Origin of the sequence: Pseudomonas triticifolii, assembly GCF_014358015.1 — a bacterium.
GTDB classification, from domain to species: domain Bacteria; phylum Pseudomonadota; class Gammaproteobacteria; order Pseudomonadales; family Pseudomonadaceae; genus Aquipseudomonas; species Aquipseudomonas triticifolii.
The window spans coordinates 302,980-327,907 of sequence record NZ_JACONV010000003.1; the positions used below are offsets into that span (position 1 = coordinate 302,980).

21 protein-coding genes and 1 pseudogene are annotated in these 24,928 nt (G+C 58.8%); 11 read left to right on the forward strand and 11 right to left on the reverse strand.

Translation table 11 applies throughout. From position 1 onward, the window contains the following. Positions 1-64: 64 nt before the first annotated feature. The 4 genes and pseudogenes from H8S56_RS24480 to H8S56_RS08740 form a co-directional block, all read left to right on the forward strand. Positions 65-277 (forward strand): annotated as a pseudogene (locus H8S56_RS24480) (molecular chaperone DnaJ); the annotation flags it as partial. Positions 278-598: 321 nt separating this feature from the next. Continuing rightward, positions 599-1,924: an MFS transporter gene (locus H8S56_RS08730; RefSeq protein WP_024695789.1), complete on the forward strand. Its 1,326-nt coding sequence runs from the start codon at positions 599-601 to the stop codon at positions 1,922-1,924. Positions 1,925-2,344: 420 nt separating this feature from the next. After that, complete coding sequence (locus H8S56_RS08735; RefSeq protein WP_024688691.1) at positions 2,345-2,698, forward strand: hypothetical protein; 354 nt, start codon at positions 2,345-2,347, stop codon at positions 2,696-2,698. Between the two features lie 137 nt (positions 2,699-2,835). Further along, entirely contained in the window at positions 2,836-3,459 is a 624-nt protein-coding gene (locus H8S56_RS08740; RefSeq protein WP_024688692.1) for a flavin reductase family protein, read from the forward strand. Here the strand turns inward: H8S56_RS08740 and H8S56_RS08745 are convergent, their stop codons facing one another. After that, on the reverse strand, positions 3,460-3,696 hold the full coding sequence (locus tag H8S56_RS08745) for a hypothetical protein (RefSeq protein WP_187518406.1): 237 nt from the start codon (positions 3,694-3,696) through the stop codon (positions 3,460-3,462). A 176-nt stretch (positions 3,697-3,872) separates the two neighbouring features. Here H8S56_RS08745 and H8S56_RS08750 point away from each other — a divergent pair, with 176 nt between their 5' ends. Both H8S56_RS08750 and H8S56_RS08755 read left to right on the forward strand, forming a co-directional pair. Beyond that, on the forward strand, positions 3,873-4,019 hold the full coding sequence (locus H8S56_RS08750) for a hypothetical protein (protein ID WP_187518433.1): 147 nt from the start codon (positions 3,873-3,875) through the stop codon (positions 4,017-4,019). A gap of 130 nt (positions 4,020-4,149) precedes the next feature. Beyond that, positions 4,150-5,652 (forward strand): MDR family MFS transporter, encoded by a 1,503-nt coding sequence (locus H8S56_RS08755; protein ID WP_187518407.1) that lies wholly within the window; start codon positions 4,150-4,152, stop codon positions 5,650-5,652. 22 nt (positions 5,653-5,674) lie between these two features. Here H8S56_RS08755 and H8S56_RS08760 read toward each other — a convergent pair whose 3' ends face one another. Beyond that, a complete protein-coding gene (locus tag H8S56_RS08760; RefSeq protein ID WP_024688695.1) occupies positions 5,675-6,808 on the reverse strand; it encodes a DUF3396 domain-containing protein in 1,134 nt (377 codons plus the stop codon). A 443-nt stretch (positions 6,809-7,251) separates the two neighbouring features. Then, positions 7,252-7,917, reverse strand: a complete 666-nt coding sequence (gene pmeR, locus H8S56_RS08765; RefSeq protein WP_187518408.1) for an auxin-lysine conjugate-binding transcriptional regulator PmeR — start codon at positions 7,915-7,917, stop codon at positions 7,252-7,254. 256 nt (positions 7,918-8,173) lie between these two features. Here pmeR and H8S56_RS08770 point away from each other — a divergent pair, with 256 nt between their 5' ends. Genes H8S56_RS08770 through H8S56_RS08780 form a run of 3 tightly spaced genes read left to right on the forward strand, consistent with a single transcriptional unit; the run spans position 8,174 to position 13,950 of the window. Then, a complete protein-coding gene (locus H8S56_RS08770; protein ID WP_187518409.1) occupies positions 8,174-9,334 on the forward strand; it encodes an efflux RND transporter periplasmic adaptor subunit in 1,161 nt (386 codons plus the stop codon). A gap of 3 nt (positions 9,335-9,337) precedes the next feature. Then, complete coding sequence (locus tag H8S56_RS08775; protein ID WP_024688698.1) at positions 9,338-12,493, forward strand: efflux RND transporter permease subunit; 3,156 nt, start codon at positions 9,338-9,340, stop codon at positions 12,491-12,493. Further along, positions 12,490-13,950 (forward strand): AdeC/AdeK/OprM family multidrug efflux complex outer membrane factor, encoded by a 1,461-nt coding sequence (locus tag H8S56_RS08780; RefSeq protein ID WP_187518410.1) that lies wholly within the window; start codon positions 12,490-12,492, stop codon positions 13,948-13,950. Before H8S56_RS08775 ends, H8S56_RS08780 begins: the two co-directional genes overlap by 4 nt. A gap of 78 nt (positions 13,951-14,028) precedes the next feature. Here H8S56_RS08780 and H8S56_RS08785 read toward each other — a convergent pair whose 3' ends face one another. The 5 genes from H8S56_RS08785 to pcaR all read right to left on the reverse strand — a co-directional run bounded on the left by H8S56_RS08785 (position 14,029) and on the right by pcaR (position 19,286). Continuing rightward, complete coding sequence (locus H8S56_RS08785) at positions 14,029-15,330, reverse strand: MFS family transporter (RefSeq protein ID WP_187518411.1); 1,302 nt, start codon at positions 15,328-15,330, stop codon at positions 14,029-14,031. A gap of 146 nt (positions 15,331-15,476) precedes the next feature. Continuing rightward, positions 15,477-16,679, reverse strand: coding sequence for a 3-oxoadipyl-CoA thiolase (pcaF, locus tag H8S56_RS08790; protein ID WP_187518412.1), 1,203 nt, complete (start codon positions 16,677-16,679; stop codon positions 15,477-15,479). Beyond that, a complete protein-coding gene (locus H8S56_RS08795; RefSeq protein ID WP_024688702.1) occupies positions 16,676-17,455 on the reverse strand; it encodes a CoA-transferase subunit beta in 780 nt (259 codons plus the stop codon). The genes pcaF and H8S56_RS08795 overlap by 4 nt, the downstream gene beginning before the upstream one ends. Beyond that, positions 17,455-18,312: a CoA transferase subunit A gene (locus H8S56_RS08800; protein WP_024688703.1), complete on the reverse strand. Its 858-nt coding sequence runs from the start codon at positions 18,310-18,312 to the stop codon at positions 17,455-17,457. Before H8S56_RS08800 ends, H8S56_RS08795 begins: the two co-directional genes overlap by 1 nt. A gap of 131 nt (positions 18,313-18,443) precedes the next feature. Continuing rightward, positions 18,444-19,286, reverse strand: a complete 843-nt coding sequence (gene pcaR, locus H8S56_RS08805; RefSeq protein WP_024688704.1) for a pca regulon transcriptional regulator PcaR — start codon at positions 19,284-19,286, stop codon at positions 18,444-18,446. 850 nt (positions 19,287-20,136) lie between these two features. Here pcaR and H8S56_RS08810 point away from each other — a divergent pair. Then, complete coding sequence (locus H8S56_RS08810; RefSeq protein ID WP_024688705.1) at positions 20,137-20,334, forward strand: hypothetical protein; 198 nt, start codon at positions 20,137-20,139, stop codon at positions 20,332-20,334. Between the two features lie 203 nt (positions 20,335-20,537). After that, positions 20,538-22,010: an inorganic phosphate transporter gene (locus tag H8S56_RS08815; protein WP_024688706.1), complete on the forward strand. Its 1,473-nt coding sequence runs from the start codon at positions 20,538-20,540 to the stop codon at positions 22,008-22,010. A gap of 51 nt (positions 22,011-22,061) precedes the next feature. Here H8S56_RS08815 and H8S56_RS08820 read toward each other — a convergent pair whose 3' ends face one another. The 3 genes from H8S56_RS08820 to purU form a co-directional block, all read right to left on the reverse strand. Then, positions 22,062-23,549: a helicase HerA-like domain-containing protein gene (locus H8S56_RS08820; RefSeq protein ID WP_187518413.1), complete on the reverse strand. Its 1,488-nt coding sequence runs from the start codon at positions 23,547-23,549 to the stop codon at positions 22,062-22,064. A gap of 269 nt (positions 23,550-23,818) precedes the next feature. Further along, positions 23,819-23,995, reverse strand: a complete 177-nt coding sequence (locus tag H8S56_RS08825) for a hypothetical protein (protein WP_152534886.1) — start codon at positions 23,993-23,995, stop codon at positions 23,819-23,821. A 59-nt stretch (positions 23,996-24,054) separates the two neighbouring features. Next, positions 24,055-24,906, reverse strand: a complete 852-nt coding sequence (gene purU, locus H8S56_RS08830; protein WP_003363851.1) for a formyltetrahydrofolate deformylase — start codon at positions 24,904-24,906, stop codon at positions 24,055-24,057. Between the last annotated feature and the right edge of the window lie 22 nt (positions 24,907-24,928).

Below are 24,928 nucleotides of genomic sequence, written 5' to 3' on the forward strand. Positions count from 1 at the left end.
TGGACGCTTCACGCCGCAGAATCTGGTATCACAACGTCAGAGGGCAAGGGACCAGGGCTGCGATGAATGGAGCGCGCCGCTTTTTGAGCGCATTTGCGACCTCTTCGACTGGGATCAGAAACATGACGTGCACTCAGGCACGCCGTCGCTCTGGATGCACCTGATCGAGCGTTGCGAGAAAAAAGCGTTCGTCATACGCCCGCAGCAACTGCTTGAGGGCCCTATGGACAGCTCTCCTGCCCACGCTGCGCATTCGCTCCTCGATCCGCCGACCTTGAAAACAGGTGGCTGGGCAGGATTCAAGCATTACTGGGCGAGAAACACAGGGCGGTGGGTCATGATCACGTTGAGCATCATGCTTATCTTCGTGATCGCCGTCATCCTCTCCAGCCCCGATCCTCGGCACTGAAAATCCCTGCGCGACCCTGCGCATCGGCAAGAATCCGCTCATTCAAAACCCGCAAATGAGCGGATTCTTGCTTATAAAAAACCAGAAAACCCTCTAGAACAGCCTGTTCAGGTATGGCACAGCTCCTGCTATGTATAGGTTCAAGGCCTTGAGCGCCTACTTCTAAAAATAATGACATAAAGGTACATCATGGAAATTTCCAACTCCGCGACCGCAGGGTCGGCCGGTGCTTCGGCTGCCCCGAAGACCACATCCAGTCGTCTCAAATCCATTTTCAGCGGCTCGGTCGGCAACATGGTCGAGTGGTATGACTGGTACGTCTACGCTGCCTTCTCGCTGTATTTCGCCAAAGCCTTCTTCCCCAAAGGCGACACGACCGCCCAACTGCTGAACACCGCTGCGATCTTCGCAGTCGGCTTTCTGATGCGTCCTATCGGCGGCTGGCTGATGGGCCTGTACGCCGACTATAAAGGCCGCAAGGCTGCACTGATGGCCTCGGTGCTGTTGATGTGCTTCGGCTCCCTGATCATCGCCCTGACCCCGGGTTACGAGAGCATTGGCGTCGGCGCGCCTATCCTGCTGGTGTTCGCTCGTCTGCTGCAGGGCCTGTCGGTCGGTGGCGAATACGGCACCTCGGCCACCTACCTCAGCGAGATGGCGACCAAAGAGCGCCGCGGCTTCTTCTCCAGCTTTCAGTACGTGACGCTGATTTCCGGCCAGCTCATCGCGCTGGGCGTGTTGATCGTGCTGCAACAGACGCTGACCACTGAACAGCTGTACGCATGGGGCTGGCGTATCCCGTTCGTCATCGGCGCACTGTGTGCCGTGGTGGCCCTGTTCCTGCGTCGCGGCATGGAAGAAACCGAGTCGTTCACCCGCAAGAAGAAGGAAAAGGCTAAGGAAAGCCTGATGCGCACCCTGATGCGCCATCCCAAGGAACTGATGACCGTGGTGGGCCTGACCATGGGCGGTACGCTGGCCTTCTACACCTACACCACCTACATGCAGAAGTATCTGGTGAACACGGTCGGCATGAGCATCACCGACTCGACCACCATTTCCGCCGCAACGCTGTTCCTGTTCATGGTGCTACAACCGGTGATCGGTGCGCTGTCCGACAAGGTCGGCAGACGTCCGATCCTGATCGCCTTCGGCGTATTGGGCACCTTGTGCACCGTGCCGATCCTCACCACCCTGCACACCATCCAGACCTGGTGGGGCGCGTTCTTCCTGATCATGGCGGCGCTGATCATCGTCAGTGGCTACACCTCGATCAATGCGGTGGTGAAAGCCGAACTGTTCCCGACTGAAATTCGTGCACTGGGTGTTGGTCTGCCTTACGCATTGACCGTCTCGATCTTCGGCGGCACGGCTGAATACATTGCGCTGTGGTTCAAGAGTATCGGCATGGAGACGGGCTATTACTGGTACGTCACGGCCTGCATTGCGTGCTCGCTGCTGGTCTATGTGTTCATGAAAGACACGCGCAAGCATTCACGGATCGAAACCGACTGATCACGTCTTGCAGTGGTGAAAGGGCAGCCCGTGGTCGGGGCTGCCTTTTTTGTGAGCGCTCACATGATCGACACGATCAATACAAGAACGCTGAGCAGCCTTGATACACGTATTCACTTATGCGCTTACCCGTATCAGAACGTTTCAATCTGGTGCGGCTTTTTGAACCGTTTCGCTCGCAAACCCATGAATAAAATGACATTTACATTTGTCAAGAGGCTTTATTGCAAGAGATTTCAGAATTTGCACCACTTCGAGGCGTTACCGCCTGAAACGCCCGAAACACGTGCGCTGCGGCCCACTATCATTTTCAACGATGGTCGCTAGCAATCCGATTAACTTCTTAATAATCCGCCAGCGCGTAGCATTGCCTCCATACCGGGATGACAACTCACCCGAACCCAAATTGGAGACACCCTCATGAAAACCACTCAATTGATCTTCGGCCTCGCTATCTCTGTTCTGGCTTCGAGCGCTTTCGCGCTGCCTGCTGTCACCACCAGCGACCTGTCCAGCGCAACTATCGTTGCCGAGGGCGGCACCAAGCACACCAACGTAGGTTCGATCCGCGTAGCGGCTGATGGCGCTGAACGCGTTGGCCCGAACCGTCAAGCCGCCGATGGCGCTGACCACGTCGGTGCAAACCGCCTGGCTGCCGATGGTGCGGATAACGTTGGCCCGAATCGCCAGGCCGCCGATGGCGCTGACCACGTGGGTGCCAATCGTCTGGCCGCTGACGGTGCTGACCGTGTAGGTGCGAACCGCCTGGGCTGATCGGCCGCTTCACAACACTCCAAAGCCCGGCACATGCCGGGCTTTTCAGTGTCTGAAGGAATGCGCGACACTCTGCACCCTGTCGAAGCGCAGCACTTCGCTGCCACACCCGTCATTGATCTGATCAGGAATCGAGCATGTCAGACGCTATTCACTCCTACGAACCCTCCAAAGGTCACGGCCTGCCTCACGACCCCTTCAACGCGATTGTCGGACCGCGCCCCATCGGCTGGATTTCATCCCAGGATGCCAATGGCAAATTGAATCTGGCGCCCTACAGCTTTTTCAACGCGTTCAATTACATACCGCCAATCATTGGGTTTTGCAGTGTTGGTCGCAAAGACAGCCTCAATAACATCGAGCAGACCGGCGAGTTCGTCTGGAATCTGGCCACACGCCCCTTGGCAGAGGCCATGAATCAGACGTGTGCGCCGGTCGGCGCAGAGGTGAGTGAGTTCGAACTGGCCAACCTGACGCCGCTGGCGTCACAGATCGTGGCCGTGCCACGCGTGCTCGAAACGCCGGTGTCGTTCGAATGCAAGGTGACGCAGATCGTCCAGCTACAGCGTGCAGACCATGAGCTGGTGCCCAGCTGGCTGATCCTGGGCGAAGTGGTTGCGGTGCATATCGCCAAGTCGCTGCTCAAGGACGGGATCTACGACACCGCGGCGGCCGAGCCGATCCTGCGTGGCGGAGGCCCGGCGGACTATTTCCAGCTCGGCCCCGAAGCCTTGTTCAAGATGTTCAGACCGGGCGCCTGATCAGGGCTTGTCCCATACCAGCTCGCCCTCAGCGTCGACATTGACCAGCCGCTCCAGCTTCTGGACTGCGGCAAGATCGGCGTCGTGGGCGGTCTTGAAGGTCTGCCCCGGCAACACCGCGTGAAAGCGCGGAGCACCACCGGCCCGCGCTTTCACCGCGATTGCCGCCCGATAACCTTCTTCGCCAGGTATCACTGCCGATACTGCCTCGAACTCTTCGTATTCCGTGCGCGCCATCCGTCTTGATCCTGTGCGATTGATAAAAGCGCGGATTTTAGCCTGTCCGCGCGGGGCTGTGTCGGCTGCGATTTCCTGTTAATCGTCCAATTCTGTCCTACACTCCAGTCAGCTCTTTCACATTGCTCTGCCACCGAAGTGAGGCGTGCGTCATGAAAGTGAAAACAAGAAAATGCATGGCTGTTGTGGGTGTTATCGCGGTAATCGCTGTTTACGCCGCAGGTGCCTATCGAGTCGAACTGGCGCGTCAGGCAACGACCGTCGTCAGTTGTTCGTTCGGCCATTGCGTGCCGAAAGAATCCACCTTCAGCGCGCTTCGATGACCGGTACGGCTTCGCCTGCTCCATCGCAGATTGAACAAAGGGTGCTATCGATTAGCAACCTATCGGATTAGACTGGCCAGACTTCTCCCGCCACGCTTCGGGCGGGTCAACACTGCCATCAGGTTCTGCCTTGACCAGTCTTACTCAAACCCCTCCTGCTATTCGCAGCATTTTGTTCGCGTTGATGATGGCCGTGCTGCTCAGCGCGCTGGACCAGACCATCGTCGCCGTTTCGATGCCGGCCATTTCCGCTCAATTCAAGGACATCGACCTGTTGGCGTGGGTAATCTCCGCCTACATGGTTTCGCTGACTGTGGCCGTGCCGATCTACGGCAAGCTGGGTGATCTGTACGGACGACGCAAATTGATGCTGTTCGGCCTGGGCCTGTTCACCCTCGCCTCGCTCTTTTGCGGGTTTGCCCAGAGCATGGAGCAATTGGTACTGGCGCGCGTGCTGCAAGGCATCGGCGCGGGCGGCATGGTGTCAGTGAGTCAGGCAATCGTTGCCGACATCGTCCCGCCGCGCGAGCGGGGCCGTTATCAAGGTTATTTCAGCAGCATGTACGCGGTCGCCAGCGTGGCCGGTCCCGTGCTGGGTGGCCTGATGACCGAATACCTGTCCTGGCGATGGGTCTTTCTGATCAACCTGCCTCTGGGCATCATCGCGTGGGTCGTGGCGTGGCGCACGCTGGTCGGGCTGCCGGTTCCGCAGCGTAAACCGATCATTGATTATTTAGGCACCGTGCTCATGATCATTGGCCTGACCGCCTTGCTGCTGGGCATCACCGAAATCGGCCAAGGCCATGATCTGAGAAACCTGCAGGTTCAACTGCTTCTGGGTGTCGCGTTGCTGGCACTGGCTGTTTTCGTCTGGTACGAACGTCGCACGCCCGAACCCCTGCTGCCCATGCACCTGTTCGCTAACCGCAGTGCCGTGCTGTGCTGGTGTACCGTATTTTTTACCAGCTTTCAGGCCATTTCACTGATCGTGTTAATGCCGCTGCGTTACCAGACAGTCACGGGAGGCGGGGCCGACAGCGCTGCGCTGCATTTGCTGCCGCTGGCAATCGGCATGCCCATGGGCGCGTACTTTGCGGGACGACGTACGGCACTGACTGGCCGTTACAAACCGTTGATCACAACGGGCGCTGTACTTATGCCCATCGCGATTCTGGGCATGGCCTTCACGCCCCCTCAATCGATCGTGCTGATGAGTCTGTTCATGATCCTGACCGGGATCGCCACCGGCATGCAGTTCCCGACGTCTCTGGTAGGAACCCAGAACTCGGTCGAGGTGAAGGACATGGGCGTGGCCACCAGCACCACCAACCTTTTCCGCTCTCTGGGTGGCGCGGTAGGCGTGGCCATGATGTCGGCGCTGCTGCTGGCCATGTTGCAGCACACGGGTGTGGGCCAGCTGGGTAGCGCAGTGCTGGCCCACGAAGGAGGGTCTGGAAATGTACTGCTCGACAGCCTGAATGCCGCAACAGGCCCGGCGCTGGAAACCTTGCGCGCAGAGCTTGCCCTGACATTCAGGCATTTGCTGATGATCAGCGCTGCTGTATCGCTGCTCGGACTGGCTGCCGCATGGGCAATGCCCAACAACCTGCTGCGCGGCCGGGATCAGACCTGACCGGGTGGCCTGCGCATCCCCGTCAGTCCGCCTGGGCCGCCCAGAACCACTGGGTGCGCTTGCCCTTGATGTGCTCGAAGGCGGGCATGATGTCACCCTCGTTGAATAGCCGTCGGGAGCCAGCCTGAGCGTTGCTGAACCAGTAACCCGACTGCGGGCAGGCGTTACCGGCATCGACCGGCGGCAGGACCTTTTCATCGAAGCGGGCAAACCATTGTGCGGTGGTGTCTTCATTGAAGCCCGTGCCCGGCACGATGTAGGGATGAAGATTACCGGTGTCCTGGAGGCGGATCGGCTTGATCACCTTATTGACCGCCATGTAGGCCTTGGGCACTGACCTGTCCCTGCCACCCAGCTCAGGCACTGCGCCGGCACGAATCATCAATCCGTTGCTGTAGCTGTGGAACACCACCTCGCTGTACGGACTGAGCTGGCCGCGCAGCTTGTCACTGCCACCCAGACGCCTGACGAACGCCTCCCCCAGCACGGTGTACCAGCCAACACCCTTGATACGGTCCAGCAGCCGCAGACTTTCAATGTGCGGGCCGGGATCGACCATCAGGCCGACATATTCCCGGGCCAGCCGATACTCCCATGGCAGGAAATGATGCCCGTCGCAGGGCAGAATGCACGCTAACCCTCCAAAACCGTGCTCGGCTTGCACTTCGCTACTGAGGTAGCGAATCCAGGTTTCGTAATTTTTCAGACCGTCAGGCTCGGCGAGGTAGGACCATGGCAGTACCATTTTCAGGCAGGACAGATCATTGTCAGCCTGGCCTTGCGGCGTGTTCATGACGAACAAACTGTAAGACGACACCTCTGCCTGGGTTGCACTGGCTAGCGACCAGACAAACTGATCATCGGGCGATCCTGACAACACATGACGCTTGCACGACGCAAAGCCCGAGGCCGACAATCGGCGCATACGCGCGTAGAGCTGCCACTTGAGCACGGGTTTGAACGTTTGGTAGAAGCGCGAAAAGCACGCCGCTATCCGGCGTTTCACTTCCTGTGTATGGCCTTGTTTGAAATACAGCGTAGTGATCAGCCCCAACCGGACAACCGGCGTACCGAGTGGCGAGTCCACGGCGATACGTTCAGATTGTTGCTCGATCCTGTCCAGTAAACTTACGTCGTCAGATACCGCTTCTGACATCACCTGCCTCCCTTTCATACCTTAAGGTTGAGGTGGTGCCTGTTCCATGAGTAACGCCCGCGGGGACAGCCGCCACCGATCCGGGTATACAGGCAATCCGACTGCAGCGTCGCGACTTGCGTGTATCCGGGCAGCTGTGATTGCTTTCAGGCCATAAGGGCGCGGGATTCCGCAAGAACATGCAACCTCCTCCCACCTTGTCGATTAAGGCGCGAAGAGTGAAGGGAGTTTTCAAGCGGAGCAATACACGGAATTTAGTTTGGGAAATCAGCTACATGTATCAGGAAATGTCCTACCGACTTCCTACAAACTTTTGTCATCCCACAGCATAAACAGCCCATCGGACGGACTGTTAACGTCCTGACAAGAGAGCGAGCGCTAAACTTTTTGTCTATCGCGCATTAAATTAAAGTCAGGCAGTGCCCACGGGGAACCGTCGGGCGTTATAGTCGGTCATCCTTGAGTTCGCCCTGCCGAGCGATTCGCAACGTCGGGCTAAAACGCAGCATGTCCATGCAGACCTCGACCAGTTGCTCGGACTCAGAGGGCAGCGAATAACTGTCGGGCACCAGCAGCCACTGATAAATGATGCCGTTGATGTACGAGAACAACGCGACTGCAGCGCGGGCCGTGTCCAGATCGACAGGCAACTGCCCTCGACGCACGGCGTTGCATAAAGCCAAGCGAATTCGAACGTGGCACTGGATAGCGTTTTCCTGGCGTTGACGACGGAAATCACACATCTCATCGGTAAACTCGCACTTATGAAAAAGGATTTCATTGATGCGACGGGTTTTCGGGTCAAGTGCAAGCTCATGAAACAAGTGAACCAGCAGATTTTTCATGCACCCCAGCGGGTCTTCCTCGTCTTCGCTCTGGCTTGCCTCAGCCATCTCGTCAAGCGGCTCCTGCAGGCTGTCCAGCATCGCCTGGACCAAATCAGCCTTATTGTTGAAGTGCCAGTAGATTGCCCCCCTCGTCACGCCAGCAAGGGTCGCGATGTCGGCCAGCGTTGTGCGAGCAACGCCACGCTCATAAAAAGCCTGCTCGGCCGCCTCCAGAATCTGGCTGCGAGTGACTTGGGCTTCCTCTTTGGTGCGACGAACCATGGCAATAAAACCTCAAAAATTTCGCGTCAGGCTGCTGCGGCGCTGCAAGCCTTACGACATAACCGGGCGGCATTTGTGTCGCCTTGTCCCGAACCTGCTGATGGTGCCCTTCGCAGTGGCTAATCGCACATAGAAGGTGTTTACAAACAACCGTGAATGTAAGTATATTCCTTAGCATGCTACTTATCTAGCCGAAATATTTTTTAACATTTCAACTTTCTGTTGAACGAACAGGCTCCTGCCCCCGAGGATCTTCATGCATTTCAAGCCAGCTGTTACCGTTCTGGTCACTGCCGTCGCCCTGGCAACCCTGCTAAGCGGTTGTAGCAAGAAGGAGCAGGAGGCACCGCCTCCGCAGAAACCTGAGGTGGGTGTTGTCACCCTCAAAGCTCAGCCCTACACGCTGACGACCGAGCTTCCGGGCCGCACCACTGCTTTCCGTGTGGCCGAGGTTCGTCCCCAGGTGGACGGTATCATCCTCAAGCGCCTGTTCACCGAAGGTGGCGACGTGAAGGCCGGGCAGCAGCTGTATCAGATCGATCCGGCCATCTACGAAGCCAACGCCAACAGCGCCAAGGCCACCCTGCAATCTGCCAAATCGATGTCCGACCGCTACAAGCAACTGGTCAACGAGCAGGCGGTGAGCCGTCAGGAATACGACACCGCTCTGGCGAGCACGCAGGAAGCTCAGGCAGCACTGCAAACCGCGCAGATCAACGTACGCTATACCAAGGTGCTGGCGCCGATTGCCGGTCGCATCGGTCGCTCCGCGGTCACCGAAGGTGCTCTGGTCAACAGTGCGCAGACCACTGCCATGGCAACCATTCAGCAACTGGACCCGATCTACGTTGACGTCAACCAGTCCTCGGCAGACATGCTCAAACTGCGTGCTGACCTGGCCAGCGGCAGACTACAGAAGTCCGGTGACAACGCAGCGTCGGTCAAGCTGACCCTGGAAGATGGCAGCGAGTACGCGAAGGAAGGCAAGCTGGAGTTCTCCGAAGTGTCGGTCGACCAGGCAACCGGTTCGGTGACGCTGCGTGCGGTGTTCCCTAACCCGGATCACATCCTTTTGCCCGGCATGTTCGTTCACGCACAGTTGAAGGCGGGTATGAACAGCAAAGCGATCCTCGCGCCGCAGCAAGGTGTGACCCGCGACCTCAAAGGCACGCCGACCGCTTTGGTGGTCAACAAGGACAACAAGGTTGAGCAGCGTGAGCTGGTCACCAGTCGCACTGCCGGTGCCTACTGGCTGATCGAGAAAGGTCTGGTCGAGGGTGATCGCGTGATTACCGAAGGCCTGCAATACGTCAAACCAGGCGCTGAAGTGAAGGTCAAGGAAGCAACCAACCTCACCGCTGACCAGTCTGCCAATGCTGCCCCTGCTGCCCCTGCTGCCACTGGCAAAGGTGAGTGATAGATGTCCAGATTCTTTATTGACCGCCCCATCTTCGCCTGGGTATTAGCCCTGGTGATCATGTTGGTAGGCACGCTCTCGATCATGAAGCTGCCGATCAACCAATACCCGGCCATCGCGCCAACGGCCATCGATATCCAGGTCAGCTACCCGGGTGCTTCCGCACAGACTGTGCAGGACACCGTGGTCCAGATCATTGAGCAACAGCTCAACGGTATCGACAACCTGCGTTATGTTTCTTCGGACAGTAACTCCGACGGCAGCATGACCATCACCGTAACCTTCAATCAGGGCACCAACCCCGACACCGCTCAGGTACAGGTGCAGAACAAGCTGAACCTGGCCACCCCGCTGCTGCCGCAAGAAGTGCAGCAACAGGGTCTGCGCGTGACCAAGTCGGTGAAGAACTTCCTGCTGGTGATCGGTCTCGTGGCCGAAGACGGCAGCCTGACCCGCGAGGACTTGTCGAACTACATCGTTTCCAACATTCAGGACCCGATCTCGCGTACTTCCGGCGTGGGTGACTTCCAGGTGTTCGGTTCGCAGTATGCAATGCGCATCTGGCTGGATCCGGCCAAGCTCAACAACTTCCAGTTGACCCCTGTAGACGTGACCACAGCCGTCAGCGCGCAGAACGTGCAGATTGCGACCGGCCAACTGGGCGGCCTGCCAGCGCTTCCCGGCACTCAGTTGAACGCAACCATCATCGGCAAGACCCGCCTGCAGACCGCTGAACAGTTCGGCAACATTCTGCTCAAGGTCAATACCGACGGTTCGCAGGTTCGTCTCAAGGATGTCGCGCGCATCGCGCTGGGCGGCCAGAACTACAGCATCGACGCACAGTTCAACGGCAAACCGGCCTCCGGGATGGCGATCAAACTGGCCTCCGGTGCCAACGCTCTGGACACTGCCAAAGCCATTCGCGCCACCATCAGCGAGCTGGAGCCTTTCTTCCCGCCGGGCATGAAGGTCGTTTACCCGTATGACACCACCCCGACCGTCACCGAGTCGATCAGCGGCGTAGTTCACACCCTGATCGAAGCCATCGTGCTGGTGTTCCTGGTGATGTACCTGTTCCTGCAAAACCTGCGCGCCACGATCATCACCACGATGACCGTGCCGGTGGTACTGCTGGGTACGTTCGGCATTCTGGCCGCCTTCGGTTTCACCATCAACACACTGACCATGTTCGGCATGATTCTGGCCATCGGGCTTCTGGTGGACGATGCCATTGTGGTGGTGGAAAACGTCGAGCGGGTGATGGCCGAGGAGCATCTGTCGCCCAAGGAAGCCACGCAGAAGTCCATGGACCAGATCCAGGGCGCACTGGTCGGTATCGCCATGGTGCTGTCGGCGGTTCTGCTTCCTATGGCGTTCTTCGGCGGCTCCACGGGGGTGATCTACAAGCAGTTCTCGATCACCATCGTCTCGGCCATGGGCCTGTCGGTTCTGGTGGCTCTGATCTTCACCCCGGCGCTGTGCGCCACCATGCTCAAACCCATCGACCCGGAAAAGCACGGCCAACCCAAGCGTGGCTTCTTCGGCTGGTTCAACCGGACCTTCGACCGCAGCGTAGTCAGCTACGAAAACGGCGTGAAGCGCATGGTGACCCACAAGTTGCCCGCCTTCGTTGTCTACCTGATCATCGTCGCGGGCATGATCTGGCTGTTCACCCGCATTCCGGCGGCATTCCTGCCAGAAGAAGACCAGGGCGTCATTTTCGCCCAGGTGCAGACTCCGGCTGGCTCGTCCGCGGAACGCACCCAGAAAGTCATCGACGAGATGCGCGACTTCCTGCTCGACAAGGAAAAAGGTGAAGGCAAAGGCGTGAACTCGGTGTTCAGCGTCAACGGCTTTAACTTCGCGGGTCGTGGCCAAAGCTCGGGTCTGGCATTCGTCATGCTCAAGCCATGGGACGAACGTGATGATGAAAACACCGTGTTCAAGATCGCAGCACGGGCTCAGGCGCATTTCGCCAGCTTCCGTGACGCCATGGTCTTTGCTGTAGTACCGCCTTCGGTACTGGAACTGGGTAACGCCACCGGTTTCGACGTCTACTTGCAGGATCAGGGCGGCGTCGGCCACCAGAAACTGCTGGATGCACGTAACCAGTTCCTGGGCATGGCCGCGCAAAGCAAGATTCTCGCGGGCGTGCGCCCTAACGGTCTGAACGACGAGCCGCAATACCAGCTCACCGTGGACGACGAGAAAGCCAGCGCCCTGGGCATTACCCTGTCCAACATCAACCAGACCCTGTCCATCGCGTTGGGTGGCAGTTACGTCAACGACTTCATCGACCGTGGTCGAGTGAAGAAAGTGTACGTGCAAGGTGAGGCCTTCAGCCGAATGACGCCTGAAGACCTGCAAAAGTGGTACGTGCGTAATGACAGCGGCACGATGGTGCCTCTGTCGGCCATCGCCAGCGGCGAGTGGATATACGGCTCGCCCAAACTGTCGCGCTATAACGGCGTAGCGGCCATGGAAGTACTGGGTACGCCGGCTCCGGGCTACAGCTCCGGCCAGGCCATGGCTGAGGTTGAAGCCATCGCCAAGAAACTGCCTGCCGGCATCGGCTACTCGTTTACCGGTCTGTCGTTCGAAGAACGCCTCTCCGGCTCTCAGGCTCCGGCGTTGTACGCACTGTCCATGCTGGTGGTGTTCCTCTGTCTGGCGGCGCTTTACGAGAGCTGGTCGATTCCGATCGCGGTCATGCTGGTGGTACCGCTCGGCGTCATTGGTGCGTTGATGGCAACCAGCCTGCGCGGATTGTCCAACGACGTGTTCTTCCAGGTGGGCCTGCTGGTGACGGTGGGTCTGGCGGCGAAAAACGCCATTCTGATCGTCGAATTTGCCAAGGAACTGCATGAGCAGGGCAAGTCCCTCGTCGACTCGGCGATGGAAGCTTGCCGGATGCGCTTGCGTCCGATCATCATGACCTCGATGGCGTTCATCCTGGGTGTGGTTCCGCTGGCCATTTCCAGCGGTGCAGGTTCGGGTAGTCAACACGCCATCGGTACCGGTGTAATCGGCGGTATGATTACCGCAACGGTCCTGGCGATCTTCTGGGTGCCAATGTTCTACGTCGCAGTGTCGTCGGTGTTCAAAGGCAAAGACAAATCAAGCAAGCAACAAGTCAAACCTACCGAGGCTGGCCAATGAGCAAGTCCCTGATCTCTCTGGCAGTCACCGCGTTCATTCTCGGCGGCTGCTCTCTGATCCCCGAATACAAGCAGCCACAGGCTCCGGTCGCCGCCCAGTACCCGCAAGGTCCGGCCTACTCGCCGGCCGAGGCGGCCAATATGGCCGCCGCCGAACAGGGCTGGCGCGAGTTCTTCAAGGATCCGGCGTTGCAACGCCTGATCCAGACCGCGCTGCTCAATAACCGCGACCTGCGTGTTGCGGCCCTGAACATCGACGCCTACCGTGCGCAGTACCGCATCCAGCGTGCAGACCTGCTGCCGGCGGTCTCTGCCACCGGCAGCGGCAGCCGACAGCGTGTTCCTGCCGACCAGTCGCAGACCGGGCAATCGGGTATCAACAGCAGCTATTCGGCCACTTTGGGCGTCAGCGCCTATGAGCTGGATCTGTTCGGCCGCGTGCGTAGCCTGAGCGAACAGGCACTGGAAACCTACTTCGCCAGTGAGGAAGCGCGTCGCAGCACCCAGATCAGTCTGGTTGCCAGCGTGGCCAACGCCTACCTGACCTGGCAGGCCGACAAGGAACTGCTCACGCTGACGCAGGACACCCTCAAGACCTACGAAGAAAGCTATCGCCTGACCTCGCGCAGTAATGAAGTCGGTGTTTCTTCGGCACTGGACCTGAGCCAGTCGCGCACCGCCGTCGAAAGCGCGCGCGCCCGACTGGCGCAGTACCAGCGTCTGGTCGCCCAGGATCAGAACAACCTGGTGCTGCTGCTCGGCACCGGGCTGCCTGACAACCTGCCTGCCAGCCAGTTGCTCGCCTCCGACGTGCTGACCGAAATGCCAGCAGGTCTGCCCTCGGACTTGCTGCAGCGTCGCCCTGACATTCTGCAAGCGGAACACACGCTCAAGGCCGCCAACGCCAACATCGGCGCCGCACGTGCTGCGTTCTTCCCAAGCATCAGCCTGACCGCAAGCGCAGGCACCAGCAGCACCGAACTGTCCGGCCTGTTCAAAGGCGGCTCGGGTACCTGGCTGTTCCAGCCAAGCATCAACATTCCGATCTTCAACGCCGGCAGCCTGCGCGCCAGCCTGGATTACTCCAAGATCCAGAAAGAAATCAGCGTCGCCAACTACGAGAAGGCGATTCAGACCGCCTTCCAGGAAGTGTCCGACGGCCTGGCTTCGCGCAAGACCTACGACGAGCAGCTCCAGGCCCAGCGTGACTTCGTCACCGCCAACCAGGACTACTACCGTCTGGCCGAGCGTCGTTATCGCATCGGGATCGACAGCAACCTGACCTTCCTCGACGCCCAGCGTTCGTTGTTCAGTGCGCAACAAACGCTGATTACCGACCGCCTTGCGCAGCTGACCAGCGAGGTCAACCTGTACAAGGCCCTCGGCGGCGGCTGGTATGAGAAGACCGGGCAGACCGCAACCATCGACAAGGAAAAACCGTCGATCCAGTTGTTCTGACGTTACAGCTCAGACAGACGCCCAATAAAAAACCCACCGGATCCGGTGGGTTTTTTTATGCGTGCCGGATAGCTGCGATCAATGATCGTGGTGCAGGTAGGCAGGCTGCTTGGGCAAACGCAAGCTGAACAGGAACGCCACCGCCATCATCACCGTCACGTACCAGTAGAAGCTGTTTTCCATGCCCGCGCTTTTCAGCTTCAAGGCAACGAACTCAGCCGAGCCACCAAAGGCCGCGTTGGCCACGGCATAAGCCAGACCGACGCCCAGAGCACGCACCTGAGGCGGGAACATCTCGGCCTTCACCAGTCCGCTGATCGAGGTGTAGAAACTGACGATAGCCAACGCCAGCGTGATCAGCACGAACGCCATGAACGGGTTGGTGGTGGTTTTCAGGGTCATCAGAATCGGCACCGTGCACAACGTACCCAGCGCGCCGAACCACAGCATGGAGTTACGTCGGCCGATACGGTCAGCCAGCATGCCGAACAACGGCTGCATGCACATGTACAGGAACAGCGCGCCGGTCATGATGTAACTGGCGGTCTTGGCTTCCATGCCGCCGGTATTGACCAGGTATTTCTGCATGTACGTGGTAAAGGTGTAGAAAATCAACGAACCACCGGCGGTGTAGCCCAGCACGGTAATGAACGCGCCCTTGTGGTGCTTGAACAGCGCCGTGACGCTGCCTGCGTCCTTGTCCTGACGGCTTTCAGCTGTGGTGGTTTCGTTCAGCGTGCGACGCAGCAGCAAGGCGATGACCGCAGCCGCTGCACCAATGACAAACGGGATTCGCCAGCCGTAGGCGCGCAGTTCTTCAGTGGTGAGAAACTGCTGAAGGATGACCACGGTCAGTACCGCCAGCAATTGGCCGCCGATCAGGGTCACGTACTGGAACGAGGCGTAGAAACCGCGCTGCCCATGCAACGCTACTTCGCTCATGTAGGTGGCCGTGGTGCCGTACTCCCCGCCCACCGACAAACCCTGGAGCAGGCGCGCCATCAGCAGCAACGCCGGTGCCCAGGCACCAATCGAAGCATAGGTCGGCAGACAGGCGATGATCAGCGAGCCGGCGCACATCATGGTCACCGAGATCAGCATGGAATTCTTGCGACCGTGCTTGTCGGCCACCCGCCCGAACAGCCAGCCACCTATCGGCCGCATCAGGAAACCTGCAGCGAACACGCCTGCGGTGTTGAGCAACTGAACGGTCGGATCATCGGAAGGAAAGAAAGCGGGCGCGAAATAGATCGCACAGAAGGCATAGATATAAAAGTCGAACCATTCGACCAGGTTCCCGGAAGAAGCGCCGACAATCGCGAAGATTCTTTTGCTTCGCTCCTCGCCGGTGTAGTGCGGTGCTTTCGATGTTGTGGTCATTGTTATCCCCAAGCAGAACTATCCATAAGACACAACCTGTAACACTCTGCTGCTCCAAGCACAACAACCCGCGCCCCTGACTTGCCTTTTCGTGGAGGCAAAACAGAGACACGGGTTGCTGAACAACTCAAGGATATGGGTTGCGATCAGCGCTCAATGGCCAGCGCCAGACCCTGTCCTACGCCGACACACATGGTCGCCAGACCTTTGTGACCATTGGTCTTTTCCAGCTGGTGCAATGCAGTGAGCACCAGACGCGCGCCGCTCATGCCCAGCGGATGACCCAGCGCAATTGCGCCGCCATTGGGATTGACCTGTGGGGCATCATCGGCAAGGCCCAGCTCGCGCAGCACAGCAATGCCCTGGCTGGCAAAAGCCTCATTCAGTTCGATGACATCGAAGTCGGAGACCGCAAGCCCCAGACGCTCGACCAGTTTGCGCACGGCAGGCACCGGGCCGATGCCCATCACACGAGGCTCGACGGCGGCGCTGGCCATGCCGAGAATCCGGGCACGAGGCGTCAGACCGTGTTTCTTCACGGCCTCGGCGGACGCGAGAATCAACGCGGCAGCACCGTCGTTGACACCGGAAGCGTTGCCCGCAGTGACCGTCTTGTCCGCTCCGTTGACCGGCTTGAGCTTGCTCAGGGTTTCCAGACTGGTGTCGGCACGTGGGTGCTCGTCCTTGTCGACGATGGTTTCGCCTTTCTTGTGCGCCACACGGACCGGCACGATTTCTTCCTCGAAAAAGCCCGCAGCCTGGGCAACGGCAGTGCGTTGCTGGCTGCGCAGGGCGAAAGCGTCCTGATCGGCTCGAGAAATAGAGAAGTCGGTGGCCACGTTGTCGCCCGTTTCGGGCATGGAGTCCACGCCATAGGACGCCTTCATTGCCGGGTTGATGAAACGCCAGCCGATGGTGGTGTCTTCCAGTTTCATGTTGCGCGAGAACGCCGCGTCAGCCTTGCCCATGACGAAGGGCGCGCGCGACATCGACTCCACACCGCCTGCAATCGCCAGCTCCATCTCGCCAGCGGCGATGGCGCGGAACGCCGTACCGATCGCATCCATGCCCGAAGCGCACAGACGATTGAGGGTCACACCCGGAACAGTCGTTGGCAGACCGGCCAGCAGCGCGGCCATGCGCGCTACGTTGCGATTGTCTTCGCCGGCCTGGTTGGCGCAGCCGAGAAACACCTCGTCGACTTCGTTCCAGTTAACTGTCGGGTTGCGCTCCATCAGCGCCTTGATCGGGATCGCGGCCAGATCGTCGGCACGTACCGAGGACAGACCGCCACCAAAGCGACCGATGGGCGTGCGAATCGCATCGCAGATAAATACGTCACGCATCATGCTTCTCCTGCGACCTGACCGTGGGCAGCAGCGGTCCGGGCTTCCAGATCGCGCAGGGCAGTCAGTTCGACATCGGTAGGATCTTCTGAGTAGACCACGTTGTCGGCAAAGCGCACTGCCCAACCGGTCGCAGCAATGACTTGCTCACGGGTGACACCCGGGTGCAGCGTAGTCACCACAAATTCGTTGCTGCCCTCTTCGGGCTCCATGATGCACAGGTCGGTGATGATGCCCACCGGGCCGGCGCCTGGCAGGCCCAAACGCTTGCGCGAATCACCACCTTCGCCATGGCCCACCGAGGTAATGAAGTCCAGCTTATCGACGAACGAGCGCGCCGACTGCTTGAGAATGATCAGCACCGACTTGGCCGAGCCTGCAATTTCCGGCGCGCCACCGGCACCCGGCAGACGCACTTTAGGATTGTGGTAGTCGCCGACGACCGTGGTATTGATGTTGCCGAAACGATCAACCTGTGCGGCACCGAGAAAACCGACATCCACACGTCCGCCCTGCAACCAGTAGCGAAAAATCTCACTGGTGGCGACGACTGTGTCCGCCGTTTCGGCCAGTTCGCCATCACCAATGGACAGCGGCAGCACGGTCGGTTTGGCACCAATCGGGCCGGATTCGTAAATCAGGACCACATCAGGCGCAGACGTCAGGCGTGCAAGGTTCGCCGCCTTGGACGGCAGGCCGATACCGACAAAGCAGACCGCGCCATTGCGCAGACGACGGGCTGCAGCGACAGTCATCATTTCACTGGTGGTGTAAGTCATTATTTTGCCTCCGAAGCGCGAGCCAGCTTGCTCTGGAATTCGCTGAAATCCGCGGTACCGTGGATGTATTCGTCAATCCAGGCCTTGAAGGTTTCGCGGTCTCGGGCAATCGGGTCCCAGGCCTGATAGAAAGGATTGTCGCGCTCGTAGTAACCGTGCGCGTAGGAAGGATGAGCGCCACCGGGCACCAGGCACACTGCGCTCAAGGCCCAGGTCGGCAGCACGCAGGAGTTCATCGGAGCCTTGAGGTCATCGACAATTTCCTCGACGGTAACGATGCAGCGCTTGGCAGCCAGCGCCGCTTCCTTTTGCGCGCCAAGAATGCCCCAAAGCAGCACGTTGCCCTTGCGGTCGGCTTTCTGGGCATGAATGACCGTGACGTCAGGGCGCACCGAAGGCACGGCCGCCAGCACTTCACCGGTAAACGGACAGGTCACGGTCTTGATCAGCGGGTTGACCTTGGGCAGGTCGGAACCGGCGTAGGCGCGCAGCACCGCGAACGGCAGACCTGAAGCGCCTGCGACGTAGGCGTTGGCCAGGTCAGCGTGGCTGTGCTCTTCGATTTCCATGGCACGCGGCCACTGCTTTTCGACCGCGTCACGCAGGCGATGCAGTGAACCAACACCAGGGTTGCCACCCCACGAGAAGATCAGACGTTTCGCACAGCCGGCACCGATCAATTGGTCATAGATCAGGTCGGGTGTCATGCGCACCAGTGTCAGGTCTTTTTTGCCCTGACGAATGATTTCATGACCAGCGGCCGTGGGGATCAAATGCGTGAAGCCTTCCAGCGCAACGGTGTCGCCATCGTTGACCAGTTGCTTCACCGCATCGCGTAGAGAAAGAATATCTGCCATGAGGTGCTCCGAACCCAACATCACGTTCAATGATCAGCGCGAAGACCTGCGCCGGAATGAAAATGAGGTTATGCCTGAGCATCGCTGCAAACAATCCGATAATCGACTAACTGTTCGGTAATCGAACAAATTCAGGTAAACAACTGGGTGCTCAGATCACGGCTGGCATCGAGCATGATCGGCAGAAAGCGCTGCTCCAGTTCGCTGCGAGCCACCCGACCGGCACTGGTGCTGACATTGAGCGCGGCGAGTACTTGACCCGATGCATCATAGACCGGCACGGCAATCGAGCGAAGCCCCTGCTCCAGTTCCTGGTCGACAATACACCAGCCTTGTTGACGTACCTGCTGCAGGCATTCGAGCAGCGCTTCGGGCGTGCGAATGGTTCGGCTGGTCTTGGGTTGCAGGTCCACGTGATCAAGGTATTCATGCAACGACACGTCATCCAGCGCCGCCAACAGAATACGCCCCATCGACGTGCAGTACGCCGGCAGGCGACCGCCAACTGAAAGATCGACCGATATCAAACGCTGGGTCGTCGCCGACCTGGCTATATAAAGGATGTCGTCACCTTCAAGCGTGGCCATGTTGCAGGCCTCATGCAACTGATCGCTCATGCGGTCCAGATAAGGCTGCGAGGAAATCGCCAGCGGTGTCGACGACAAATAGGCATGGCCCAGCGTCAGCACCTTGGGCAGCAGCGAATAGGTGCGTCCATCGGTGGTGGCATAGCCCAGCTTGATCAACGTGTGCAAACAACGGCGCACCGCCGCCCTCGGGATTTCCGTGCGGTGACTGATCTGCGCGATGGTCAGGTGCCGTTTGCGCTCCTGAAAGGCATGAATCACTGCCAACCCGCGCGCCAGCGAGGTCATGAAATCAGGGTCGCCTGTCAGCGCCTGGATACGCTTGGCAGGCGATGCCACGATTGGCGGAGCCAGCGAGGAAAAAGAATTACGCAGTTCGTCGTTCATTGCCGCAACCTCTAAACACCCTTTCAGGCCTTGTGAACCGGCGGTTTCAGACCCATGCAGCGCATTGATCCACCTCGGCTTGTGCGATTATCGAACCAATGGCCGATAATCGCAATTGACCCATGGTAAATATACTTATACCTTTACGACTGCCACGAAGTGACTTCTTGGAAATTACTGGTCAGGTACCCACTGAGAAGTCCATGGCAGCGGCCTTGCCCTTTAAGCAAGGCCGTTTTTATTACAGCGTCTCCTGCGCCACCCTCGAACCCGATCATCCGCTGACACTCTTCGCTCGCACGCATTTCTCTCGCGCGTCATCAAGCCTTCAGCTCCACTGAATGACGACGCCGGTTTTCCGTCTGCCCCCCGTCAACTTTTCGATCATGAAAGTTCCGTCATTTACATCACCCACTCATACTTCAGAACAATCGTACAAAACCCGTATATCTTTTCAATTATTCCAACTGCTGTAGTTGACGTCTCCGAACATCTTGGAGATAGTATCCGTCAATTGACCGGCTAACCTCTGTGTATGATCGCGCCACCTGCGAATCCACAGAAGTCAGGTGCGCTGAATCTGCCTTTCTCCTTCGCGCAGCCGCAATGACGCTGCTGCAAAGGCCGGTCAATGCAGGCCTTGCGCTTGAACCCGAAAACCGTATGTTGCTACGACAGTTGTTATCTCTGGTGACCGTAGCCGCTGACACCGCCATAAGTTCATTCCTTTTCAGGAGAATCCGACAAGGCCACCTGGCTTTATGGATACTGCAACCTGACACTGAATGGAACCTGTTTGCAGGGTGCATTGCGTTATCACCAGACTCATTTGACTTGATCAGGTAATACAGTGACTAAAGAAGAACTGCGCGCCGAACTTGAGCGCCAGGAGCAACGTTTCAAGGATGTCTACGGCGGCGAAATCACCACCTATGCCGCGCAACCGGAACCTGAACGCAAACCCTGGCGTAAACGAGCCAGCCTTCGGGACCAGGCGTTCAAGCAGGAACTGCAAAAAATGGAAGAAGACCTCAAGCAAGAGTCGTAACTGACAATTCTTGAAGGCGCTTTCAGTCTGAACTGCGTCATCGTCGCCCGGAATTACCGTGTCACTGCCTCGCTGCATCTTCAGAGAGGCGGCGCTCATGCGTCTTTTTTTTGGTTTCAGGCGACACCGATCGAGGCCGACAAGTCGATCCGTATTTTTTCTGTCATAATCGCGCCCCCTTCAGACCGGGTCAGAAAATCTACATGATCGAATTATTCAGCGGGCTAGATGCTTGGGTGCTTGTGAGCCTGTTGCTTGCCCTGGCCTTCGTCCTTGCCTTCGAGTTCATCAATGGCTTTCATGACACCGCGAACGCGGTGGCAACTGTCATTTACACGAAAGCCATGCCGCCGCACCTGGCTGTCATCCTTTCCGGTGTGTTCAACTTTCTCGGCGTGTTGCTGGGCGGCGTGGGCGTGGCATACGCCATCGTTCACCTGCTGCCGGTCGAACTGCTGATCAACGTCAATACCGGTCACGGCCTGGCCATGGTGTTCTCGCTGCTGGCAGCAGCGATCACCTGGAACCTGGGCACCTGGTACTTCGGCATTCCGGCCTCCAGCTCCCACACGCTGATCGGTTCGATCCTGGGCGTCGGCCTGGCCAACGCCCTGATCAACGACATCCCGCTGGCCGATGGCGTCAACTGGCAGAAGGCAATCGATATCGGTGCTTCTCTGGTGTTCTCGCCACTGGCAGGTTTCCTGGTGGCAGGCCTGGTACTGATCGCACTGAAATGGTGGCGTCCGCTGTCCAAGATGCACAAGACACCGGAACAGCGTCGCAAGCTGGACGACAAGAAGCACCCTCCATTCTGGAACCGACTGGTGCTGGTGATTTCCGCCATGGCCGTCAGCTTCGTGCACGGCTCCAACGATGGTCAGAAAGGCATCGGCCTGATCATGCTGGTGCTGATCGGCATCGTGCCGAGCCAGTTCGTACTGGACCTCAACAGCACGACCTACCAGATCGAACGTACACGCGACGCCACTCAGCATTTGAGCCAGTTCTACCAGCGCAACAGCAGCACGCTGGGCGAATACCTGGCGATGGGCAAGGCGGAAAAAGGCGACCTGCCTTCCAGCTCCGCGTGCAACCCGGAACAGACCGAGCCGACCATCGACGCACTGCTTGATCGTTTGAAAGGTGTTTCCGATTACCATTCGATGCCGTCCGAAAGCCGCATCGAAGTCCGTCGTTACCTGCTGTGCCTGGACGACACGGCCCGCAAGGTCGGCAAACTGCCAGGCCTTGAAGCGCGTGAAAAATCCGACCTTGAAAAGCTGCGTAAAGACCTGACCGGCACCACCGAATATGCACCGTTCTGGGTGATTCTGGCGGTGGCATTGGCTCTGGGTATCGGCACCATGGTCGGCTGGAAGCGTGTGGTACTGACCATTGGCGAGAAGATCGGCAAGCAGGGCATGACCTACGCACAAGGCATGTCAGCGCAGATCACCACCGCCTGCGCCATCGGCATGGCCAACGTGTTCAGCCTGCCGGTTTCGACCACGCACATTCTGTCTTCGGGCGTTGCTGGCACCATGGTCGCGAACAAGAGCGGCCTGCAAGGCGGCACCGTGCGGACCATCCTGCTGGCCTGGGTACTGACCCTGCCCGCCACGGTTACGTTGTCGGCCTGCCTGTTCTGGCTGGCGTCCAAGGCATTGTCCTGACCTGAACCCACTCGGGCAGTGCGACCTTCGCACCGCCCGAGTGAACCGGCCTTACCTGCGCTTCTTCGTGCCCAACAACGACCCCATCAAACCGCGCACCAACTCCCGCCCCAACTGACTCGCTGCCTGACGCATGGCATTCTTCATCGCCTGACCGGCCAGCCCGCCCAGAAAATCTCCCGCCTTGTCACTGAAGCTTTCTTCGGGCTTGCCATGCGCTTCAACACCATCCGCCGCATCAGACCCGGACACCTTGCGCGCCGCCAGCATCTCGTACGCGGACTCCCGATCCACTGGCTTGTCATAACGCATGCCGAGGGATGAACGGGCGATCAGCCGCGCACGCTCGTCTGTCGTCAAAGGTCCGATGCGAGACTGTGGCGGGGCAATGAGCACACGCTGCACCATGGCGGGCGTACCCTTGTCCTGCAGCGTACCGACCAGCGCTTCGCCGGTGCCCAGTTCAGTCAATACGCTCAGCGTGTCGAACGCGGGGTTGGGTCTGAATCCGTCGGCCACAGCGCGCAGTGACTTCTGTTCCTTGGCCGTGAACGCGCGCAAACCATGCTGAATCCGCAACCCCAACTGGGCAAGCACCTCATCGGGCAGATCACTGGGTGACTGGGTCACGAAATACACACCCACGCCTTTGGAGCGGATCAGGCGCACCACCTGCTCGAGCCTTTCCTGCAACGCCTTGGGCGTATCGGCAAACAACAGGTGGGCTTCATCGAAGAACAAGGCCAGCAAGGGCTTGTCGGCGTCGCCTCGCTCAGGCAGTTGCTCGAACAACTCAGCCAGTAGCCACAACAGGAATGTCGCGTAGACTTTCGGTGCTTCATGCACCAGCCGGCTGGCGTCCAACAGATGGATGCGCCCTCGTCCATCACTGTCCGGCTGCAGAATGTCCTCCAGTTGCAGAGCAGGCTCGCCGAACAACGCCTCGGCACCCTGCTGCTCAAGCACGGCCAGACGCCGTTGCAGTGCCTGACTTGAGCCAGTGGTCATCAGTGCGCTGTCCTCGCCCAGCAAGTGCGGGTTATCACGCAGGTGATTGAGCAGCGCCTTGAGGTCCTTGATGTCCAGCAGCAACAGGCCCTCACGATCAGCCACCTTGAACGCGGCGTACAGCGCTGATTGCTGGCTGTCCGTCAGTTCCAGCAGGTTGCCCAGCAACAGAGGTCCCATTTCGCTCAACGTCGTGCGCAGAGGATGACCCGACTTGCCATCAATGTCCCACAAAGTGACTGGATAAGCCTGAGGTTGATGGTTAAGCCAGGGCATCCCGGCGATCCGCTCGGCGATCTTGCCTTGCGGATTGCCTGCGGCCCCCAGACCACACAGATCACCTTTGATATCGGCCGCAAACACTGCAACCCCGGCATCACTGAAGAGTTCAGCCAGACGCTGCAGCGTGACCGTCTTGCCCGTACCCGTCGCGCCTGCGATCAGCCCGTGGCGATTGGCCAGACGCAAGGACTGAGAGACGGGCTGCCCGTCTGCGGTAGCACCTGGAATCATTTCCTGAGAATCGTGCATGTTTCACCTTCTCCAAACCATGAGACGTGCTGGCCTTGGGCGCAGCGGTTACGGTATCGACCCGCTCAGGCGCGAACGCCTGCACCGTGCATCATCCCCCCAAACAGGCGCTCGCGTCTGCCGCCTGCCCGCCGGGCGGTCCATCCCGCCACGAGCATCTATTCTTTGGGAGGATCAAGAAAAAATGATCCCGGTTCGGAGGAATGTGCCGTGCATATGGCGGACATGACGATGTTCTATGCGCACGCCCGCAGTGGGGTGCGCACGCATCAACTGCCCTTGGGGTGATCTTCAGCCAATTGCTGCAACTGGTGCCACAACTCGGCTGCACCTTCGAAGTCGGTACCGTTTTCAGGCGTCAGGGCATCGGGGTCGTAACGGCTCAGGCAGCCTTCGCCGAGCGTGGCGGGAGCGGTGGAAGTGGCTTTATCGAGAGGGTCGGTCATGGGGATGTCCGCCTGGGAGACTGGCAGGAGCGCCGTACAGGCGATCCTGCCACAACGCATCAGTCGAAAACGACTGTCTTGTTGTCATGCACCAGCACACGGTCTTCAAGGTGCGCACGCAAACCACGCGCCAGCACCATCTTTTCGACGTCACGGCCGAAACGCACCATGTTCTCGATGCTGTCGCGATGGCTGACGCGCACCACGTCCTGCTCGATGATCGGACCTGCGTCCAGCTCTTCCGTGACGTAGTGGCAGGTTGCACCAATCAGTTTCACCCCACGCAGGGAAGCCTGGTGATAAGGCTTGGCACCCACGAACGAGGGCAGGAAGCTGTGGTGAATGTTGATCACCTGATGCGCGTATTCGCGGCACAGCTGAGGCGGCAGAATTTGCATGTAACGCGCCAGTACAACCACATCGGCCTGATGATGACCGACCAGACGCGACACTTCGGCAAACGCCGGTTCCTTGTCCTTGGGATCGACAGGCACGTGGTAATAAGGAATGTCATGCCACTCGACCATGCTGCGCAGGTCCTGGTGGTTGGAGATCACGCAGGCAATGTCGCAATCGAGTTCATCGCTGTGCCAGCGGTGCAGCAAGTCCGCCAGACAGTGTGATTCGCGACTGGCCATGAGCACCACGCGCTTCTTCTGAGCAGAATCGGTGATGCGCCAGTCCATCGAGAACTCTTCGGCGATCGGGGTGAACGCCTCGCGAAAACCGTCCAGGTCGAACGGCAGCGTGTCGGCCCGGATCTCGTGACGCATGAAAAACCAGCCGCTGAGATTATCCGAATGATGGCTCGCTTCGGTGATCCAGCCGTTATGGGAAGCCAGAAAGTTACTGACTTTGGCAACGATGCCGACACGGTCCGGGCAAGCAATCACCAGACGAAAAGTGCGCATTAGGGGAAACTCCAGAACTTCG

What these genes read in the sequence shown, in the direction of transcription:
- H8S56_RS08785 (WP_187518411.1), bottom strand. Translation starts at nt 15,330, where the DNA reads ATGACCACAACATCGAAAGCACCGCACTACACCGGCGAGGAGCGAAGC.
- H8S56_RS08825 (WP_152534886.1), bottom strand. Translation starts at nt 23,995, where the DNA reads ATGACCGACCCTCTCGATAAAGCCACTTCCACCGCTCCCGCCACGCTC.
- H8S56_RS08740 (WP_024688692.1), top strand. Translation starts at nt 2,836, where the DNA reads ATGTCAGACGCTATTCACTCCTACGAACCCTCCAAAGGTCACGGCCTG.
- H8S56_RS08800 (WP_024688703.1), bottom strand. Translation starts at nt 18,312, where the DNA reads ATGGCAGATATTCTTTCTCTACGCGATGCGGTGAAGCAACTGGTCAAC.
- H8S56_RS08815 (WP_024688706.1), top strand. Translation starts at nt 20,538, where the DNA reads ATGATCGAATTATTCAGCGGGCTAGATGCTTGGGTGCTTGTGAGCCTG.
- H8S56_RS08735 (WP_024688691.1), top strand. Translation starts at nt 2,345, where the DNA reads ATGAAAACCACTCAATTGATCTTCGGCCTCGCTATCTCTGTTCTGGCT.
- H8S56_RS08750 (WP_187518433.1), top strand. Translation starts at nt 3,873, where the DNA reads ATGGCTGTTGTGGGTGTTATCGCGGTAATCGCTGTTTACGCCGCAGGT.
- H8S56_RS08745 (WP_187518406.1), bottom strand. Translation starts at nt 3,696, where the DNA reads ATGGCGCGCACGGAATACGAAGAGTTCGAGGCAGTATCGGCAGTGATA.
- H8S56_RS08775 (WP_024688698.1), top strand. Translation starts at nt 9,338, where the DNA reads ATGTCCAGATTCTTTATTGACCGCCCCATCTTCGCCTGGGTATTAGCC.
- H8S56_RS08780 (WP_187518410.1), top strand. Translation starts at nt 12,490, where the DNA reads ATGAGCAAGTCCCTGATCTCTCTGGCAGTCACCGCGTTCATTCTCGGC.
- pcaR (WP_024688704.1), bottom strand. Translation starts at nt 19,286, where the DNA reads ATGAACGACGAACTGCGTAATTCTTTTTCCTCGCTGGCTCCGCCAATC.
- pcaF (WP_187518412.1), bottom strand. Translation starts at nt 16,679, where the DNA reads ATGATGCGTGACGTATTTATCTGCGATGCGATTCGCACGCCCATCGGT.
- pmeR (WP_187518408.1), bottom strand. Translation starts at nt 7,917, where the DNA reads ATGGTTCGTCGCACCAAAGAGGAAGCCCAAGTCACTCGCAGCCAGATT.
- H8S56_RS08760 (WP_024688695.1), bottom strand. Translation starts at nt 6,808, where the DNA reads ATGTCAGAAGCGGTATCTGACGACGTAAGTTTACTGGACAGGATCGAG.
- H8S56_RS08770 (WP_187518409.1), top strand. Translation starts at nt 8,174, where the DNA reads ATGCATTTCAAGCCAGCTGTTACCGTTCTGGTCACTGCCGTCGCCCTG.
- purU (WP_003363851.1), bottom strand. Translation starts at nt 24,906, where the DNA reads ATGCGCACTTTTCGTCTGGTGATTGCTTGCCCGGACCGTGTCGGCATC.
- H8S56_RS08820 (WP_187518413.1), bottom strand. Translation starts at nt 23,549, where the DNA reads ATGCACGATTCTCAGGAAATGATTCCAGGTGCTACCGCAGACGGGCAG.
- H8S56_RS08730 (WP_024695789.1), top strand. Translation starts at nt 599, where the DNA reads ATGGAAATTTCCAACTCCGCGACCGCAGGGTCGGCCGGTGCTTCGGCT.
- H8S56_RS08795 (WP_024688702.1), bottom strand. Translation starts at nt 17,455, where the DNA reads ATGACTTACACCACCAGTGAAATGATGACTGTCGCTGCAGCCCGTCGT.